This is a genomic window from Acinetobacter sp. 18QD2AZ41W (genome assembly GCF_009829025.1).
GTDB classification, from domain to species: domain Bacteria; phylum Pseudomonadota; class Gammaproteobacteria; order Pseudomonadales; family Moraxellaceae; genus Acinetobacter; species Acinetobacter pseudolwoffii.
On sequence record NZ_WURP01000003.1, the window covers coordinates 251,496 to 268,604 of the forward strand.

Genomic DNA, 17,109 nt, shown 5'->3' on the forward strand with positions numbered 1-17,109 from the left:
GTGCTTGATCTCCTTATTGTCTTTTTTTCTTGAGCATAACAAGAAACAGGCAGCTTGACGCGACTATTTGGTAAAGAAGAGGTTTTAAAAGTGGAACAATTGCTTAATATCATGCGTGAATTACGTGAAAAATGTCCATGGGATCAGCAGCAGACTCCCGAATCTCTGACCCAATATGCGATTGAAGAAGCTTATGAAGTAGAAGCTGCGGTACGTTCTGGAAATGTTGACGAGATTCGCGATGAACTGGGCGATCTGCTGTTACAGGTGGTGTTCCAGTCGCAAATGTACAGCGAGCAGGGCGCTTTTGATTTTCAGGATGTGGTGCAGGCCATTAGCGACAAGCTTATCCGCCGTCATCCGCATGTATTTCAGGCTGAACAGTTTGTAAAATTGAGCCCGGAAGATGTCTCTCAGCTCTGGCAAGAAATTAAACAGCAAGAAAAGCAGGGCAAGCCACGTTCCCGTTTAGATGAAATCAAGCATGCACCGGCCTTGGTACAGGCAGATGAAATCCAGAAAAATGTCGCAAAAATCGGCTTTGATTTTCCCGATGTCACTGGGGCATATGACAAAGTAGAAGAAGAGCTGGCCGAGTTAAAAGAAGCTTTGGCAAGCCAGAATTCCGATGAAATACAGGAAGAATTTGGTGACTGCTTATTTTCTCTGGTCAATGTTGGCCGTAAACTTGGAATCTCGAGTGAAATGGCATTATTAGGCACGATCCATAAGTTTCGTACTCGATTTGCCTTGATGGAACATCAGGCGGAAAAACAACAACTCAATATAGACCGCTTGTCACTGGCTGAATTGGATCAGCTCTGGGAACAGGCCAAATTAGAATTAAAACAAAGAGCGGCGCATGAACAAACAACAACATCGAACAAGTCCGGCGTGGATTAATCTTCTTCTGGGTTTATGGCTAGGCTATATTGCTATTGGAACTGCACATGCAACTGCGACCGATTATATGGAATGGAAGACCAGACAACAGCAACATGATGCGCGGCTCAAACAACAGAATGTATCGACTAAAGCAGATCACTATCTGGCAAAACCGGCACTTTCGGTACAAGCGACGGGTGATAGAATTAGTTTAAACAGTGCAAATATTGAACAATTGCAACAGTTGCATGGTGTGGGACAAAAGAAAGCCCAAGCCATTGTCGAGTACCGGCAGAAAAATGGGAAATTCAAAAGCATTGAAGATATTCAGCTGGTCAAAGGCATTGGGCCGGCATTATTTGCCAAAAACAAGGCCAGACTCGCGTTGTAAATAGACGGAATTGATGCTGAATACAGAATCAATCTGAGCGGCAGGATTGACATAATCAAATTGCCCTTTAGTCGTGTAAGCGATATGATTAGCGTCATCTTAGAATTTTACGTTCAGACGTAGGAGACAGCGTCTTTTGCAAACTTTGCGCGCGTCAAAATGTGGTTTATCAACCGCTCAATTACCTTCTTATATTCTCGATGTGATTGATGCCTTAAATAAGGCAGGCTATGAAGCTTATATCGTGGGTGGTGGTGTTCGAGATCTGATGTTAGGTTTGAATCCTAAAGATTTCGATGCAGTCACCAATGCAACCCCGGCTCAGGTCAAGGAAGTATTCGGACGACGTTGTCGAATTATCGGACGGCGTTTTGAACTGGCGCATGTCTATTCAGGGCGGGAACTGGTCGAAGTGGCCACCTTCCGTGCACCTCCAAAAAAAGCAGTCACCTCGGCCGCGGGGATGATTCTGCGTGATAATAACTGGGGCAGCATCGAGCAGGATTTTGCCCGTCGCGACTTCTCGATCAATGCAATGTATTACCAGCCGCGTAAAGCGATTGTGCTGGATTTCTGCAATGCTGTAGATGATATTCACAGCAAAACTTTACGTTTGCTCGGTGATCCGGCCTTAAGATTTGAAGAAGATCCGGTGCGGATGTTACGTACCTTACGTTTTGCTGCCAAATTGAATTTCAATATTGATGAAGCAATTTTGGATATCTTTACCCCGGAAATGACCCAGCTGCTGCGTGATGTCTCTCCGCATCGACTCTATGATGAATCACAAAAGTTATTCACCATGGGGCATCTGAATCGTGTGTTGCCCATGCTGATTGATTTCGGAATCTGGCATCAGCTGTTCGCCGATATCAAAGCTGAAATCACGCCGTTTATGGAGCGTGCCGCGAAAAATACCGATCAGCGTATTTCGATTGGCAAGACCATCAATCCTGCATTTTTCTACGCGGTACTGTTATGGCAGCCATTCCTCGAGCGTTGTGAGTTTTATCTGAATAAAGGCGTGGTCGCAGCAGAAGCACGTGCCCAAGCGGGTCTGGATGTTTTGAAACGTCAGGCAACCCGAACCATTATTCCTCGCTTCGCCGAGACTTTCATTCGTGAAGTCTGGGAAATGCAGACCCGTTTACTGAATCCAAAACCGCAACAAATTGAGGCCTTGTCTAGTCATGCGCGTTTCCGTGCCGGATTTGACTTTTTGCTGTTGCGCGAAAAATCAGGCGATGCAATGGCGCAAGGCATGGGCAGCTGGTGGGATGCTTATCAGCAAATGAGCGGTGACGAGAAAGAGCGGGCGATTAGCCAGTACAACCGTCAACGTGCCAAGAGCCGTCGTAAGGCCACTCAAGAAGAACATCTGGAACAGAAACTGACGGCACAACAGGATCTCGCCGAGATTGAGCCTTTAGTCAATGAACCTGAACCACGTAACCGCCGGGTGCGTAAAGCCAAGTTTGAAGACAAGGCGAAAACCCTGTCACATGTGGCAGCCAGTGCCAGTGGTGAAATTGGCGCAGATCATCCGATTATGAAACGTAAGCGGGTGCAACGTGATTTAAGCCAGGTGGTGTTTGGGCCAACACAATGATCGTGACGTATATTGGCCTGGGTAGTAACTTGGGCGATTCACGCCAGATTTTGGCAGAAGCTGTACAGAAACTGGCGACATTGGGTCAGGTAAAAACCTCGCATCTGTATCAAAGTCCACCGATGGGGCCACAGGATCAGCCAAATTATCTGAATGCTGTGGTGCAGTTGAATACTAATCTGGCAGCTTTAAGCTTGCTGGATTATTTGCAAGCCTTCGAGCAGGAAGCCGGTCGGGTACGTTTGCGTCATTGGGGCGAGCGTACGCTGGATCTGGACTTGCTGATCTACGGAGATGAACAGATACAGAATCAACGCCTGACTGTACCGCATGTCGGCGTGTTAGAGCGTGATTTCGTACTCATTCCGTTGCTGGACATTGATGCTGAAATACAGGTTCATGCTACATCCTTAAAAGACCTGGACATCGTCAAGCAATCGACCTTAACGGTACTCGATGACACAAACTGGGCAAATATTTAATTTTTGAGTTATGGGTATGTTCGCGAGAACTTCAATCATAGAGGAACATCTTCATGGTCAGTCTGAGTGACTTAAGACGCTTCAAAGCAGATGGACGCAAATTTTCATGTCTGACTTGCTATGATGCCAGCATGGCCAAAGCCATGGAAATTGCAGAAGTAGACAGTATTCTGATTGGCGACTCTTTGGGAATGTCAATTCAGGGCCGCGATTCGACTTTACCAGTGACTGTTGCAGATATGGCCTATCATACCGCTGCGGTACGCCGTGGTAACCAGCATGCCTTTATCATGACTGACTTGCCGTTTATGAGTTATGCCACCTTAAATGATGCCTTGCAAAGTTCCAAAACCGTGATGCAGGCCGGTGCGCAAATGGTGAAAATGGAAGGCGGTGCATGGCTGGCAGAAACCGTGCAGGTGCTGACCCGTAACGGTATTCCAGTCTGTGTGCACTTGGGATTAACGCCACAATCGGTACATGTCTTTGGCGGTTATAAGCTGCAAGCTCGTACCCGTGAAGCAGCGGATCAACTGATTGCAGACTGTAAAGCAGTGGTTGATGCAGGTGCTGCACTGTTACTGCTGGAATGTGTACCGGCACAATTGGGTCAGGAAATCACGGAACTGTTTCCACAAATTCCGGTGATTGGCATTGGTGCAGGCGCAGCCACTGATGGTCAGGTCTTGGTAGTACAAGACATGCTGGGTTTAACCTTTGGCCATACTGCAAAATTTGTCCGTAATTTTATGCAGGAACAATCGGGTGCTACTGCCATTCTGGATGCTTTTAAAGCTTACCATGCTGCAGTTTTGGATGGATCTTTCCCGGCACCCGCACAAACTTTTCAGGTTGAATTGTAAGATGAAAACAGAAACCACCATTCAGGGACTCGCGGCCTCACTTAATCCGGCACGTGCCAACCGCAAGATTATTGGTTTTGTGCCCACCATGGGCAATCTGCATCAGGGTCATTTAAATCTGGTACGTGAAGCGCGTAAGCTGTGTGATGTGGTGGTGGTCAGTATCTTTGTCAATCCGATCCAGTTTGGACCCAATGAAGATTTTGATAACTACCCGCGTACGCTGGAGCAGGACCAGCAGCTTTTGGCAGACGTCGGTTGTGATATCGTCTTCGCGCCAACGGTTGAGCAAATGTATGGCAAAAAACCGCGTCTGACCAATATCAGTGTCTCTGACATTACTGATGACTTGTGTGGTTTGCAGCGCCCCGGCCATTTTGATGGTGTGGCGGTGGTGGTGACCAAATTGTTTAACATTGTTCAGCCAAACTATGCTTTCTTTGGGCAAAAAGATTATCAGCAGTTGGCAGTGATTCGCCAGTTTGTACAAGACCTGAATATTCCATTAGAAGTGATTGGCGTGCCAATTGCCCGTGCAGAAGATGGTTTAGCCTTAAGTTCTCGAAATGGTTACCTAAGCCAAGAGCATCGTGCAATCGCACCGGTCATTTATCAAAGCTTACAAAAGGCTGAACAGCAGCTCCATGCTGCGATTGAACTGGATACGGTATTGGCCGAGCTTCGCCAGACTTTAACAGATGTCGGGTTTGTCGTAGACTATGTTGAAGCACGAACGCCAGAATTAAAAAAAATTCATACGTTTAATCAAGATGTTGTGTTATTTGTAGCTGCAAAGATAGGTAATACACGTCTGATCGATAACCTGCAGGTCAAATACACTGCCGGATAGGATGAAAGGGTAGCATGTATGAAGCGCATTTTAATTGTCACGGGACAATCTGGTTCAGGTAAATCATCTGCATTGCAGGTGCTTGAGGATCTGGGTTATTACTGTATTGATAATCTGCCTTTGGCATTGCTTCCCGAAATCGTGGCGAAACTGCACAGTGAGAACAATCTGGAACAGTTGGCTTTGGGGGTCGATGTACGCAGTACCCGTGCCGATTTGCAAGAATTTGATCATGTGTTCGAGCAGCTACAACAGCATGGCTCGGTTGATATTATCTATCTGACCACGCAGGATCAGGAACTGATTGCGCGCTTTAGTGCCTCGCGTCGGCCGCATCCTCTAGCTTCGCGCTTTAAGAGTCTGAACGAGTGCATTCAGGAAGAAAAAATCTTGCTAATGCCCATCCAGCTGCGTTCTACCGTGCACATTGATACTACAGATAAAAGCGTGCATGACCTGAAACATACCTTATTGACCAAGTTGGGACAGACCGATAACCTGATCCTGATTTTGCAGTCTTTTGGTTATAAGCATGGCATTCCACTGGATGCCGATTATGTCTTTGATGTCCGGCATTTGCCGAATCCGCATTGGGAACTGGAATTACGCAAATTTTCAGGACTCGATCAACCGGTGCAGGAGTTTTTGCAAAAGAGCGATCAGGTCGAAGATATGTTTAATGATATTTACCATTTTCTGGACAAATGGTTGCCAACCTTTTCTGAAGGGCATCGTCATTATATGACTGTGTCAATTGGCTGTACCGGTGGTCAGCATCGTTCTGTTTACATTGTGGATAGACTAAAAAAAGCCCTTGAGGCAAAATGGTCTATTCAAGTCCTCCATCGAGAAATGAAGCACTGGTCATGATTGATACCACTGTTGACGTAATTAATAAACTGGGTTTACATGCACGCGCATCTGGTAAACTTATAGAAGTGACTACCAAATTTCGTTCCAGTATCCAGATTGGAAAAACGGACAAACTGGTAGATGCAAAAAATATCATGTCCTTGCTGATGCTCGGTGCGGGCAAAGGAACAACTTTACGCTTGGTGATTGAAGGAGCGGATGAGGACAAAGCCTTATCTGAAATTCAGGCACTATTTGCAGCAAAATTTTATGAGGCAGATTAATCGTGGCACGTCGACCGAACAGTTTAACTGAAGAAGATTTCGATTCTTTAGAGGGACGCGCAAGTAAAACCGAACAGAAAAAAGCAGTCCAGCGTATGGCGGCTTTGGGTGCACAGCTGGCTGAGCTGAGTGCTAAACAAATTAAAAACTTGCCTGTTGAAGAGCGTTTGATTGAAGCATTGCTCGATGTACAGGAATTTACCTCACATGAAGCACGTCGCCGTCAATTTTCACGTATTGGTAAATTACTGCGCAATGAAAATGAAACGGTGATTTTATCTTATTTAACACCAAAACAAGGTCTTAAAAAGACAGCCCAATTACAGCGTTGGGTCGATCGAATTGTCAAAGATGGTGACCCGGCCATTAATGAATTTACCAAAACCTATAATGCCACAGAGCGTCATACCTTGCGTCAGCATTATCTTCGCGTACATCGTGATTTAAAGAATCAAGCACCTGAAGCAGAGGTCAATGCGTCTAAGTTAAAGTTATTTAACTATGTACAGCAAGTGGCGTTAATTTCAGACAAATAATTCTTCGTTAAAAAAAGCGGTCTTTTTAGGCTAATGCCAGTCAGTTAAGGAATTGACTGGCATTTTCTTTTTCAAATTCATGATTATATCTGATAGATAGAAAAGTCATCCGCAACTGTTTGAGGCATGAGGTGTATTGCACCACAAGATGCCTTCCTTGCGAAGCTTCGCTTCTCATTTGGGCGAAACCAAAGTAACAAATTATTTTTAAGTATTTGATTTATAAATTTAAGACTCCGTCGTGAACGACTAAAAAGTTAAAGAGTCTATTTCTAAACTCCTTAACTGATCAGCATTAGTCTTTTTAGGCCGCTTTTTTTGTCTTTACCTTAAGTGCACTGTTCCTTGTGTAAAAAATACCCTGAATTGGATTCATTCTTCCTCAGCATGAAATTTCCATTTTTAATGTAAGCTTGAGTGATAAAAAATCACAAAATTTCGCAATTAATTTGTTAAAGACTGTAATTTCTTTACAATTCAAAGGCTATCTTTCAGACAGTTTTTTTGAGACTTTAAGTTGAGACTCAAGATCATTGTTAAGTATTTTTTAAAAATAAAAAATGAATTTTGAGCGTTATTAGAGAGTGAAGCCAATCTAATTTATTTTTTTAAACGAAATTTAAATCTATATAGTTGAAAAACCATTAACTTTTATTTAAAAGGGGATAAAAATCGATGCTGAGTATTTTTTGGTCAAGAGTGTGTTAAAGTAAATACAAATAAACATGCTTAATTTTAGCTTAGATATTGAGTTTCAAATGCTTATGTAGATTTTTTTCGAATAGTAAATTTTCAAGTTATTCTTAATCAATTAAATATCAGTGCTTTGCAGTTAAGAATGTATTTGGATAGAAACAGGTTAACAAATCCTTTAACCTATAGGTGAGTTTTCATCGTTGAGTAAATATAGAATCTTTGTTATTAATTGTATGAATTTGGTCGGCTGTGTTTTCTATATTCCATAAACATTCAGAGAGGCAGACATGGAACTAAAACTGCTAGAGGTCGGTCAGAATACGGAGCAATTAAGCTCGTGCCGTATATCTCTCATTTTAGGTGTCTATACCTCCAACAACCTATTAGACACCTTTTGTAAGATCGCCCGTAAAGTTTTAAACGTTAAAACCAGCATTATTAGCTTCCACATGGAACCGTATATCTGGTACAGCTGTCCGCGCGGTTTCCGGGCCTTGCATGCCCCGCAGGACGTGAATGTGCCTACGTATCTGCAACAGGCAGATGTCATCGATCAGACGCATCCTGCTTATACAGAATTGTCAAATTATGTGAAAGATCTCGGTGTAGCGCATCAGAGATTAGTCGCCTTTAATTTAAAATCAAGTAGCGGTGTGTCTTTTGGACAGGTCATTTTCTTTGATGATCAGACCGAACTGTTTGATCAGGACGATATTGCCACCATCAAACAATTTGCTGAAAGTTTAGTGATTCGAATCCAACTCAATGAAGAACATACTGAGCTGAAAGAGCTATACGAACAGCAATGTGCACAAAACTTTAGTACAACCAAATTTTTCCAGATCATCGCACATGATCTGCGTGCGCCATTTCATGGCCTGCTGGGCTTTTCCGAAGTTCTGGCGCAGGAACGTGATACCTTGGATGAGTCCAGTATTCAGAGTATCGCGGATTATTTATATGATAATGCACAATCGACTTATAACCTGCTGGAAAGCTTGCTAACCTGGGCCATGGCCGAGGGCGGACGCTTTGTATATCATCCGATTAATTATGAACTCAAGCAATCCAGTAAAATTGTCTGCAGTGTATTGCACAGTCTGGCGTTGAATAAAAAAATTGAATTAATCGACAATATTCCCGAAGACATTAAAGTCCATGCGGATATCAATATGATTACTTCAGTGTTGCAGAATCTGGTCTCCAATGCGCTGAAATTCACCCCGGTTAATCAAGGCGGTAAAGTCATTTTAGAGGCAGAAATGGACGGTGAGCAGGTTAAAATCACCATTCAGGATACCGGTCTGGGCATGACTGAAGAGCAGATACAGAATCTGTTCAAGCCGACGTTGATGGTGAGTGTCCGAGGTACCGCTGAAGAGAAAGGTGCTGGTTTAGGTTTGGTATTGTGCAAGCGCTTTATTGATCTGAATCATGGTCAAATCGCGGTGGATTCAAAAGAAGGTCGAGGTACGACCTTTACGGTGCATTTGCCAATGGTCACCAATGATCATCAGGCACTGGTGCTTGAAGATCTGCATGCTGAGAAATCCTAAAAGATAATTTCAAACTAAAACACTCCCCCTGAGACAAAACTCCTGCTATAACTAAGCAGAACGTTTCGGGGGAAGAGTTGAGTGATGAATGCGACACAATTGCAAAAAACCTTAAGAGCAAGCCAATATGCTGAACAGGTATTGGCCAATCACCAGAGCCTCCTGGAACAGGATTATGCAATTGACCAGTTTCAGGCTGCACTCAGTCGGGAATATATTGATCAGCTGGTGCAGCACTGTATCCTGAATATTATAGACGAAGCCGCCTGGATGCGCGCCATGCGTATTCTGCGGGCCCGCCTGATGTTTCGCTGGATCTGGCAGGATGCCAATCAACTGACCGATGTCATCATCCTCACCCGAGAACTCTCCGATTTTGCCGATGCCTGTATTTGTGCAGCCAAAGATTTTGCCCGTATGCCGATTGCTGCCAAGTATGGCCAGCCGATTGCTTATAACGGTAAAGTTCAGGATCTTATTGTCATCGCTATGGGCAAACTCGGCGCGCAAGAACTTAATCTTTCCAGTGATATTGACCTGATTTTTGCCTTCGATGAACAGGGTGAAACCGATGGACGCAAATGTATCGATGTGCAGCAGTTTTGCATCCTATGGGGACAAAAACTGATTCACCTGCTGGATCAGATCACGGCGGATGGTTTTGTGTTTCGGGTCGATATGCGTCTGCGTCCTTGGGGTGATGGTTCAGCCCTGGCCATTAGTCATGTGGCCTTAGAGAAATACTTAAGTCAGCATGGCCGGGAATGGGAGCGCTACGCTTGGATCAAGGCGCGTGTTGTCAATCCAAGTCCGGAAGGTGATGCTCTGCTTGACATGACCCGTCCTTTTGTCTTTCGTAAATACGTGGATTACAGTGCTTTTGAAGCCATGCGCGAAATGAAAACCATGATCGAGCGTGAAGTCCAGCGGCGTAATATTGAAGATGATATCAAGCTCGGTGCTGGCGGTATTCGCGAAGTTGAATTTATCGTGCAGGTCTTTCAGCTGATTTATGGTGGAGCCAAACTTGAATTGCAGGATCGCCAATGTCTGGTCAATCTGAACCATCTCGATGATGCCGAACTCTTGGATGAACAGGCAGTCCAAGATCTGGAAGATGCCTATTTGTTCCTGCGCCGGGTGGAACATGCGATTCAGGCCTTAAACGATCAACAAACCCAATCTTTACCGACTGAGCCTGATTTACGTCAGCGAATGGTAGAGACCTTAGGTTTTGCAGACTGGTCAGATTTTATGACTGTCCTGAACCAGAAGCGAGCCAAAGTCATTTATCAGTTTGAGCATCTGATTAAGGAAAATGAACCGGAAGCCCAGGTCGAAAGTTTTGTCCAGCTGGAAAAGAAGCTCAACGATGTTCTGGATGATGCCGCCAAGAATCTGGTTCATGAATTCTGGCATGGTCATGCATTGAAAAAGCTACCGGCCAAGGCGATTCAACGTTTAAAAACCTTTTGGCCTTATCTGATTGAAGCGATTCTGGAGTCTGCCAAGCCGCAAATGGCGTTGTTGCGTCTCATGCCCTTGGTTGAGTCGGTGATGCGCCGTACTGTCTATCTGGTCATGCTGATTGAAAGTAAAGGCGCACTGCAACGACTGGTCAAAATGGCCACGGTGAGTCCCTGGATTTGTGAAGAACTCTCGCAATATCCGGTATTGCTGGATGAGTTTCTGTCGATGGATTTTGAGTTGCCGAAACGACAGGATCTGGAAGATTCTTTACGCCAGCAATTACTCCGTATTGAGATTGATCAGGTTGAAGATCAGATGCGGGTATTGCGCCTGTTTAAAAAATCCAATGTCTTGGCCGTCGCAGCCAGTGATGTTCTGGCTGAAAGTCCTTTGATGAAAGTTTCTGATGCCTTAACCGATATTGCCGAAGTATCCGTTAATGCAGCTCTGCATTTGGCCTATCAGATGGTGGCCAAAAGGCATGGTTTTCCACTGGATGCCGAAGGCAAGCGCTGTTCAATCGAGCATACTGCTTTTGCGGTCATTGGTTATGGCAAGGTCGGTGGCATTGAACTGGGTTATGGCTCGGACTTGGATTTAGTATTTATTCATTTTATGGGAGAACAGGCCGATACAGATGGACTCAAGCCGATTAGTGGTTTTGAGTTTGCCATGCGTGTAGCACAAAAATTCATGTCATTGATGACCACGCAAACCCTGGATGGGCGGGTCTATGAAGTCGATACCCGTTTACGTCCTTCAGGTGAAGCAGGACTCTTGGTCACCAGTCTGAAAGCCTTTGAACAATATCAGCTTAAGAGTGCCTGGTTATGGGAGCATCAAGCCTTGGTGCGCGCGCGTCCAATTGCAGGTGAGTTAAGCCTAAGACAAAAATTTGAAATCTTACGCCGTAATATTTTGATTCAGCCTCGTGATGAAAATTATGTGCGGGCAGAAGTGCTGAAAATGCGTCAGAAAATGAAGGATCATCTGGGCTCCTCCAAAGCGCAGAAAAAAGATGGAATTTTTCATTTAAAACAAGATACAGGTGGTATCGTAGACATCGAATTTATGGCACAGTATGCGGTGTTGGCCTGGAGTGGGACGAATAAAGATCTCGCCCATTTCTCCGACAATGTAAGAATTCTTGAGGATACCGCAAAATCAGGTTGCTTATCCAGCGACGATGCGACTGCTCTGATTCAAGCTTATCTCAGTGAACGCGCCGAGAGCCACCGCTTAGCCCTTGCAAATCAATCCATGCAAGTGTCTGCAAGCGACTGGCACGATACCCGAATGACCGTTTGCAAGTTATGGCAAAGACTAATTGATCCAAGTGCAAGCTTTGCGCTGGATAGTGAATAATTGTGAAAAATTGGAGTTTGTGGCATGAATTTGGCTGATCGTGATGGTTTTATTTGGCAAGATGGACAACTGGTTGACTGGCGTGAGGCGAAAACCCACGTATTAACCCATACTTTGCATTACAGCATGGGTGTGTTTGAAGGCGTCCGAGCTTATGAAACTCCGAATGGAACGGCTATTTTCCGTCTAAAAGAACATACCAAGCGTTTGTTGAATTCTGCAAAAATTTATCAAATGAAAGTTCCATTTGATCATGCAACATTAGAACAAGCGCAAATTGATGTGGTGCGTGAAAATAAACTGGCATCTTGCTATTTACGTCCAATCCTTTTTATTGGTTCTGAAAAACTGGGTATTGCTGCAACTGATAACACGATTCATGCTGTGGTTGCGGCATGGAGCTGGGGTGCTTACTTGGGTGAAGAAGCCATGGCGAAGGGTATTCGCGTGAAAACTTCATCATTTACCCACCATCATCCAAACGTGACCATGTGTAAAGCCAAAGCATCTGGGAACTACACGCTGTCGATTCTGGCGCATCAGGAAGTCGCGCATTCGGGTTATGACGAAGCCATGTTACTTGATCCACAAGGCTATGTATGCCAGGGTTCAGGCGAAAACGTATTCCTGGTGACTGACGGTGTAATTCATACCCCTGATATTGCTGGTGGTGCGCTGGATGGTATTACCCGTCAAACCATTATTACCATTGCCAAAGACTTGGGTTATGACGTGGTTGAACGCCGTATTACCCGTGATGAATTCTATATTGCCGATGAAGCGTTCTTTACCGGTACTGCTGCGGAAGTGACCCCAATCCGTGAATATGATGACCGTCAAATTGGTGAAGGTGTCCGTGGTCCAATCACGACGCAAATCCAAAAAGCTTATTTTGATGCAGTTCAGGGTAAAGATCCTAAATATGCACATTGGCTAACTTACGTGAAATAAGTAATAATTTACTGATTGAAAAAACCTCTCATTTGAGAGGTTTTTTTTAAGGGATATACTTATTCTGCCGAACTTATGTCATCATATTCGGTATCCAGAAGATTTTAAGATGAGCTTAGGCATACGCAATGAGTAACATCGTTATTTGTATGAAATGGGGAACCAAATACGGTTCTGAATATGTCAATCGTTTATACAACATGGTTAAACGACATACGACAGTCGATTTCAAAATGGTCTGTCTGACGGATCGTACTGAAGGAATTAATCCTGAAGTACAATGTTTCCCAATTCCACCTTTGGCATTGCCTGAAGGTGCGCCTGAACGTGGCTGGAATAAGCTATCTACTTTTGAACCGGATTTATATGGTTTAGAAGGCAATGCGCTATTTCTCGATCTTGATGTGGTGATTGTCGATAACATCGATGAGTTCTTTAGCTATCCGGGTGATTTTCTGATTATCCATGACTGGAAACGTCCTTGGCGGATTACCGGCAACAGTTCGGTGTATCGTTTTAAACTGGGTGCATTTCCGGGACTTTTACCGTATTTCCGTGAAAATTTTGATGAAATCCGTCAAAAATTCCGTAATGAGCAGGCTTATTTGTCTTGGTATGTAGATAAAGAGGGCAAGCAGACTTATTGGCCGGAAAGCTGGTGTAAGAGTTATAAATATCATTGCCTGCAAAAAATTCCGATGGCTTATTTCAAGCCCCCAGTGAAGCCTGAAGGTGCCAAAATTATTGTGTTTCATGGTGAAATTAATCCACCTGATGCAGTCAATGGTGGTGGTGGAAAGTGGTACCGTTATGTGTTGCCTTCGCAGTGGATTAAGGATGCTTGGCAGTAGGTTCTAGAGTTTATTCAACCTAATTATTAATTAGAAGTGTTATGGAAAAAATAGATTTTGTTATTGCTTGGGTCGATGGTAATGATGTAAAACATCGACTTAAAAGGCAACAGTTTCAATCTGCTAATATAGTAAAAGGTGCAGCAGAAGAAACTCGATTTGCCAGTAATGATGAAATCTATTTTTCAATTGCTTCAATTCTTAAATATGCTCCCTATTTTGGAGCAATTTATATTATTACTGATAAACAGCAGCCACAACATATTCATGATTTTGTTGAACAAGGATTATGTACTCCTGAACAGATTAAAATAATTGATCATCAGACGATATTTGCTAGTCACGAGCAGTATTTGCCTACATTTAATTCTTTAAGTATTGAAACCATGCTTTGGAATATTCCAGGCTTATGTCGCTATTTCATTTATTTAAATGATGATTTCTTCTTCAATGCACCTTCTAAACTTGATGACTTTTTAATTGAGGATCGAATTAAAATTTATGGGCATTGGCAAAGTAGCTCACTCATAAAAGCAAAATTCAATCTACGTAAAGGCTTCAATAAATATTTTGGTAAGCCTTTACAGCCTAAATATACGATTGCACAAATGCTCAGTGCTGAGTTATGTGGGTTAAATCAATATTATGAAATCCATCATCGCCCTCATATACTCGATCGTGACATACTACAAAAGTATTTCGAAGAGAACCCCGAAATATTAGATCAACAGATTAAACACCGGTTTAGAAGTGCTTTACAATTTTTACCAGTAGGACTCAATAACCATTTGAAAATTCAAGCTAATGAAGCAGTTCTGTATGATGATATCAATATTGCTTATTTAAAAAATGAAGCATCGTTACCTTTATTTTTAAGAAACTTAAATGATGTAACTATTAAATTTGGCTGTGCTCAGAGTTTAGATCAATTCGATTCTTTACAAAAATCGAAGATATCTTCTGCTTTAATTGCTAAATTTAAAGATTATTTACCTCTATTTATTCATCATTAAGAGTTAGTCATGAAAGTTATAACTTATTTAATTAATTTAGACGGAAGTGATGAACGTCTAAAAAATGCAACACAACAGCTTAATAGTGTGGGCTGGGATTTTGAACGATTTTCTGCAGTAGATGGCCGTGGCAAGACTTTAACTGAATTTGCCAACTATGATAATCAAGGTGCGCAACAGGTTCTCGGGCGTAGCCTGATGAACTCAGAATTAGGATGTTATCTGAGTCATTACGGTTGTGCTGAAAAATTTTTAACCACTGATGCAGATTATTTAGTTGTACTGGAAGATGACCTTAAAATTAATAATAACTTTAAGATTAAAATTGACAGCATCATTAAATATTTGCATCAGCATAAAGATCTAAACTGGTATCTCATTAATATTGCTGCAAAAAAGAAAAAATTAGCAAAAGATATTACGCAAATAGAGGATATAAGTCTATGGCATGCTTTTTATTTCCCAATTCGTGGCTTAGGGTTAATCTGGTCGCGGCAGGGAGCACGGGCTTTTATTGAGGCTGGCAAAACTATAAATATGCCAGTTGATATTTTCTTCCAGTCTTGGTTAAGTCAAAATGGCAAAGGTTTAGGAGTTTGGCCATCATTAGTAAAGCCGGCAGGGGTGGATAGTGATATTTTGGGAACGGTTGCAGCTCAGGGGATTTCTCGTAAAGCACTCGAAAACAGAAGCAGTTCCTATGGCTTTAAAAAACAAAAGCGCATGTGGCGTGATCGTTATTATGCACTCAAGCATTTAGTTGCAACGAAGTAAGTAATTCTATGAAAAATATTGTCATCAGCCTACAGACGGCAAAAGCACGCCGTGAGCATATTGAAAAAGAATTTGGTCAACAGAATATCAGCTTTGAATTTTTTGATGCCATTACTCCTGATAAAAATCAACAGTATGCTGAAAAGTTTGGGTTAAATTTAAATTCTTTTAATTTGAAACCTACAGAAATTTCTTGCTTTTTAAGTCATATTTATTTATGGGTTTATGCTGAAGAAAATAATTTAGAATATATTGCTATTTTTGAAGATGATATTTATTTAGGTGAAAATGCCAATCTATTCTTAACAAATGCTAGTTGGATTCCTAACGATATTGATGTTTTAAAATTAGAAGCTTTTGATAAATATATTGAAGTAGATAGAAGTAGTGTTTTAAATACTCTAGATAATAGAGAAATTTATCATTTAATTTCTAAGCATATTGGTGGAGCCGGATATATTATTTCTCATAAAATAATTAATAAAATTTTATTACGACTAAAACAAGAAAAAAAAATCAAACCTTTAGATCATTATTTATTTGAAGATTTAATTTTAGACAATAATACTAATATAGTTCAGATTTTACCTGCTCTATGTATTCAAGATTTTATAAAACATAGTACATATGAAAACTTTGCTAGCTCTCTAGAGGAAGAAAGGCGCAAACGATTTAATAGTATAAAAGTTAAGTTAACATTTGTTCAAAAACTTAAAAGGGAGATTTTGAGATTGGCTTTGCAAGTTAAAGGAATATTTAGAAGAATTATGTATCGAAAAAAAGTTACATTTAGATAATAACTTATTATATCTAATAGATTTTTTTACGATTTTCCAACTTCCTAAACCTTTTATACCCCCACAAATACTGTTCTGGAGCGACATTAATCATGCGCTCCATTTCTTTATTTAAAGTATCTACAGAAAGCTGCAAATCTTTCGATAAAATATCATTTGATAATTCAGTCACGTAAATATCATAACCCGATAAATCTTCACGTCTTAAACAACTGAGTCCAACCACAGAGCATTGTGTTTTAGCCGCAAGTTTGGAAAGAAGTGTAGAAGATAGCGCATTTTGACCATAAAAATAAGAATAGATTCCACCAGATTCTTTCGGGACATGATCCGGTAAAATCGCAGAAAAACCACCCTGTTTGAGATGCTTAAATAAAGCACGCACACCAGAATCATCGGTCGGAACCAGTGTCGCATTCAGACGTTGCCGAGCTTCCAGCATAAAGCGATCGACATCTTCATTTTTGCTGGGCTTATACATAATCACAGGAGAGGTATGTTGATTGACCCAGACATTCAACAGCTCCCACGTGCCAAAATGAGGCACTACCGCCAAGCAGCCATGCGGGTTTTTTAAAGCCTGAATAAATAAATCTGCACCATGCACATCTCGAATTAAAGACAGCGCATAATCTGGTGATGAACCCCAAATCTTGACCGATTCTGCATAGGTCATACACTGACTTTTCAGGCTGCGTTTGCTTAAATCAGCACGTTCAGATTCCGAAAGTTCAGGATAGGCAGAGGCCAGATTAATCTCAGTCACTCGGCGTGCAGAAGAATGGCTGAGATACAAAAGAGATCCAGCCAGTTGCGCAAGATTTTGAATCAATCTTAATGGAAATTTGGAGAAATTTTTCAGTAAGGTGTACATGCTATCCAGA

The 17,109-nt window shown here is 42.2% G+C and carries 17 protein-coding genes; 16 read left to right on the forward strand and 1 reads right to left on the reverse strand.

The window, feature by feature from the left end:
- The first annotated feature begins 90 nt into the window (after positions 1–90).
- The 16 genes from mazG (at position 91) to GVV58_RS07135 (ending at position 16,225) form a co-directional block, all read left to right on the forward strand.
- Complete coding sequence (mazG, locus tag GVV58_RS07060; protein WP_074384035.1) at positions 91–903, forward strand: nucleoside triphosphate pyrophosphohydrolase; 813 nt, start codon at positions 91–93, stop codon at positions 901–903.
- Positions 863–1,276 carry a ComEA family DNA-binding protein gene (locus GVV58_RS07065; RefSeq protein ID WP_159516239.1) on the forward strand — a complete coding sequence of 138 codons (414 nt, stop codon included), beginning with the start codon at positions 863–865 and terminating at the stop codon, positions 1,274–1,276. Before mazG ends, GVV58_RS07065 begins: the two co-directional genes overlap by 41 nt.
- 136 nt (positions 1,277–1,412) lie before the next feature.
- Positions 1,413–2,885: a polynucleotide adenylyltransferase PcnB gene (gene pcnB, locus GVV58_RS07070; protein ID WP_159516240.1), complete on the forward strand. Its 1,473-nt coding sequence runs from the start codon at positions 1,413–1,415 to the stop codon at positions 2,883–2,885.
- Complete coding sequence (gene folK, locus GVV58_RS07075; RefSeq protein WP_005172653.1) at positions 2,882–3,367, forward strand: 2-amino-4-hydroxy-6-hydroxymethyldihydropteridine diphosphokinase; 486 nt, start codon at positions 2,882–2,884, stop codon at positions 3,365–3,367. Before pcnB ends, folK begins: the two co-directional genes overlap by 4 nt.
- 53 nt (positions 3,368–3,420) lie before the next feature.
- Positions 3,421–4,230 carry a 3-methyl-2-oxobutanoate hydroxymethyltransferase gene (gene panB / locus GVV58_RS07080; protein ID WP_074384037.1) on the forward strand — a complete coding sequence of 270 codons (810 nt, stop codon included), beginning with the start codon at positions 3,421–3,423 and terminating at the stop codon, positions 4,228–4,230.
- A 1-nt stretch (position 4,231) separates the two neighbouring features.
- Positions 4,232–5,080 carry a pantoate--beta-alanine ligase gene (gene panC, locus GVV58_RS07085; protein ID WP_100357509.1) on the forward strand — a complete coding sequence of 283 codons (849 nt, stop codon included), beginning with the start codon at positions 4,232–4,234 and terminating at the stop codon, positions 5,078–5,080.
- Between the two features lie 18 nt (positions 5,081–5,098).
- On the forward strand, positions 5,099–5,950 hold the full coding sequence (gene rapZ, locus GVV58_RS07090; RefSeq protein WP_005172647.1) for an RNase adapter RapZ: 852 nt from the start codon (positions 5,099–5,101) through the stop codon (positions 5,948–5,950).
- Positions 5,947–6,216, forward strand: coding sequence for an HPr family phosphocarrier protein (locus GVV58_RS07095; protein ID WP_034608740.1), 270 nt, complete (start codon positions 5,947–5,949; stop codon positions 6,214–6,216). The genes rapZ and GVV58_RS07095 overlap by 4 nt, the downstream gene beginning before the upstream one ends.
- Before the next feature lie 2 nt (positions 6,217–6,218).
- Positions 6,219–6,752: a ribosome biogenesis factor YjgA gene (gene yjgA / locus GVV58_RS07100; protein WP_159516241.1), complete on the forward strand. Its 534-nt coding sequence runs from the start codon at positions 6,219–6,221 to the stop codon at positions 6,750–6,752.
- Between the two features lie 983 nt (positions 6,753–7,735).
- Positions 7,736–9,004 (forward strand): HAMP domain-containing sensor histidine kinase, encoded by a 1,269-nt coding sequence (locus tag GVV58_RS07105; protein ID WP_100355736.1) that lies wholly within the window; start codon positions 7,736–7,738, stop codon positions 9,002–9,004.
- 84 nt (positions 9,005–9,088) lie between these two features.
- Complete coding sequence (gene glnE / locus GVV58_RS07110; protein WP_159516242.1) at positions 9,089–11,839, forward strand: bifunctional [glutamate--ammonia ligase]-adenylyl-L-tyrosine phosphorylase/[glutamate--ammonia-ligase] adenylyltransferase; 2,751 nt, start codon at positions 9,089–9,091, stop codon at positions 11,837–11,839.
- Between the two features lie 24 nt (positions 11,840–11,863).
- Positions 11,864–12,790: a branched-chain amino acid transaminase gene (locus GVV58_RS07115; protein WP_074384043.1), complete on the forward strand. Its 927-nt coding sequence runs from the start codon at positions 11,864–11,866 to the stop codon at positions 12,788–12,790.
- A gap of 128 nt (positions 12,791–12,918) precedes the next feature.
- Complete coding sequence (locus tag GVV58_RS07120) at positions 12,919–13,641, forward strand: glycosyltransferase (protein WP_074384044.1); 723 nt, start codon at positions 12,919–12,921, stop codon at positions 13,639–13,641.
- Between the two features lie 41 nt (positions 13,642–13,682).
- Positions 13,683–14,654: a Stealth CR1 domain-containing protein gene (locus GVV58_RS07125; protein ID WP_159516243.1), complete on the forward strand. Its 972-nt coding sequence runs from the start codon at positions 13,683–13,685 to the stop codon at positions 14,652–14,654.
- Between the two features lie 9 nt (positions 14,655–14,663).
- Entirely contained in the window at positions 14,664–15,428 is a 765-nt protein-coding gene (locus GVV58_RS07130; RefSeq protein ID WP_159516244.1) for a glycosyltransferase family 25 protein, read from the forward strand.
- Between the two features lie 8 nt (positions 15,429–15,436).
- The gene (locus tag GVV58_RS07135; RefSeq protein WP_159516245.1) at positions 15,437–16,225 is read left to right on the forward strand and encodes a glycosyltransferase family 25 protein; all 789 of its coding nucleotides are present in this window, start codon (positions 15,437–15,439) and stop codon (positions 16,223–16,225) included.
- A gap of 13 nt (positions 16,226–16,238) precedes the next feature.
- Here the strand turns inward: GVV58_RS07135 and GVV58_RS07140 are convergent, their stop codons facing one another.
- Positions 16,239–17,099, reverse strand: a complete 861-nt coding sequence (locus tag GVV58_RS07140) for a lysophospholipid acyltransferase family protein (protein ID WP_159516246.1) — start codon at positions 17,097–17,099, stop codon at positions 16,239–16,241.
- Between the last annotated feature and the right edge of the window lie 10 nt (positions 17,100–17,109).

What these genes read in the sequence shown, in the direction of transcription:
- GVV58_RS07095 (WP_034608740.1), top strand. Translation starts at nt 5,947, where the DNA reads ATGATTGATACCACTGTTGACGTAATTAATAAACTGGGTTTACATGCA.
- GVV58_RS07065 (WP_159516239.1), top strand. Translation starts at nt 863, where the DNA reads ATGAACAAACAACAACATCGAACAAGTCCGGCGTGGATTAATCTTCTT.
- GVV58_RS07125 (WP_159516243.1), top strand. Translation starts at nt 13,683, where the DNA reads ATGGAAAAAATAGATTTTGTTATTGCTTGGGTCGATGGTAATGATGTA.
- GVV58_RS07130 (WP_159516244.1), top strand. Translation starts at nt 14,664, where the DNA reads ATGAAAGTTATAACTTATTTAATTAATTTAGACGGAAGTGATGAACGT.
- GVV58_RS07120 (WP_074384044.1), top strand. Translation starts at nt 12,919, where the DNA reads ATGAGTAACATCGTTATTTGTATGAAATGGGGAACCAAATACGGTTCT.
- GVV58_RS07115 (WP_074384043.1), top strand. Translation starts at nt 11,864, where the DNA reads ATGAATTTGGCTGATCGTGATGGTTTTATTTGGCAAGATGGACAACTG.
- rapZ (WP_005172647.1), top strand. Translation starts at nt 5,099, where the DNA reads ATGAAGCGCATTTTAATTGTCACGGGACAATCTGGTTCAGGTAAATCA.
- panC (WP_100357509.1), top strand. Translation starts at nt 4,232, where the DNA reads ATGAAAACAGAAACCACCATTCAGGGACTCGCGGCCTCACTTAATCCG.
- GVV58_RS07135 (WP_159516245.1), top strand. Translation starts at nt 15,437, where the DNA reads ATGAAAAATATTGTCATCAGCCTACAGACGGCAAAAGCACGCCGTGAG.
- panB (WP_074384037.1), top strand. Translation starts at nt 3,421, where the DNA reads ATGGTCAGTCTGAGTGACTTAAGACGCTTCAAAGCAGATGGACGCAAA.
- folK (WP_005172653.1), top strand. Translation starts at nt 2,882, where the DNA reads ATGATCGTGACGTATATTGGCCTGGGTAGTAACTTGGGCGATTCACGC.
- GVV58_RS07140 (WP_159516246.1), bottom strand. Translation starts at nt 17,099, where the DNA reads ATGTACACCTTACTGAAAAATTTCTCCAAATTTCCATTAAGATTGATT.
- GVV58_RS07105 (WP_100355736.1), top strand. Translation starts at nt 7,736, where the DNA reads ATGGAACTAAAACTGCTAGAGGTCGGTCAGAATACGGAGCAATTAAGC.
- glnE (WP_159516242.1), top strand. Translation starts at nt 9,089, where the DNA reads ATGAATGCGACACAATTGCAAAAAACCTTAAGAGCAAGCCAATATGCT.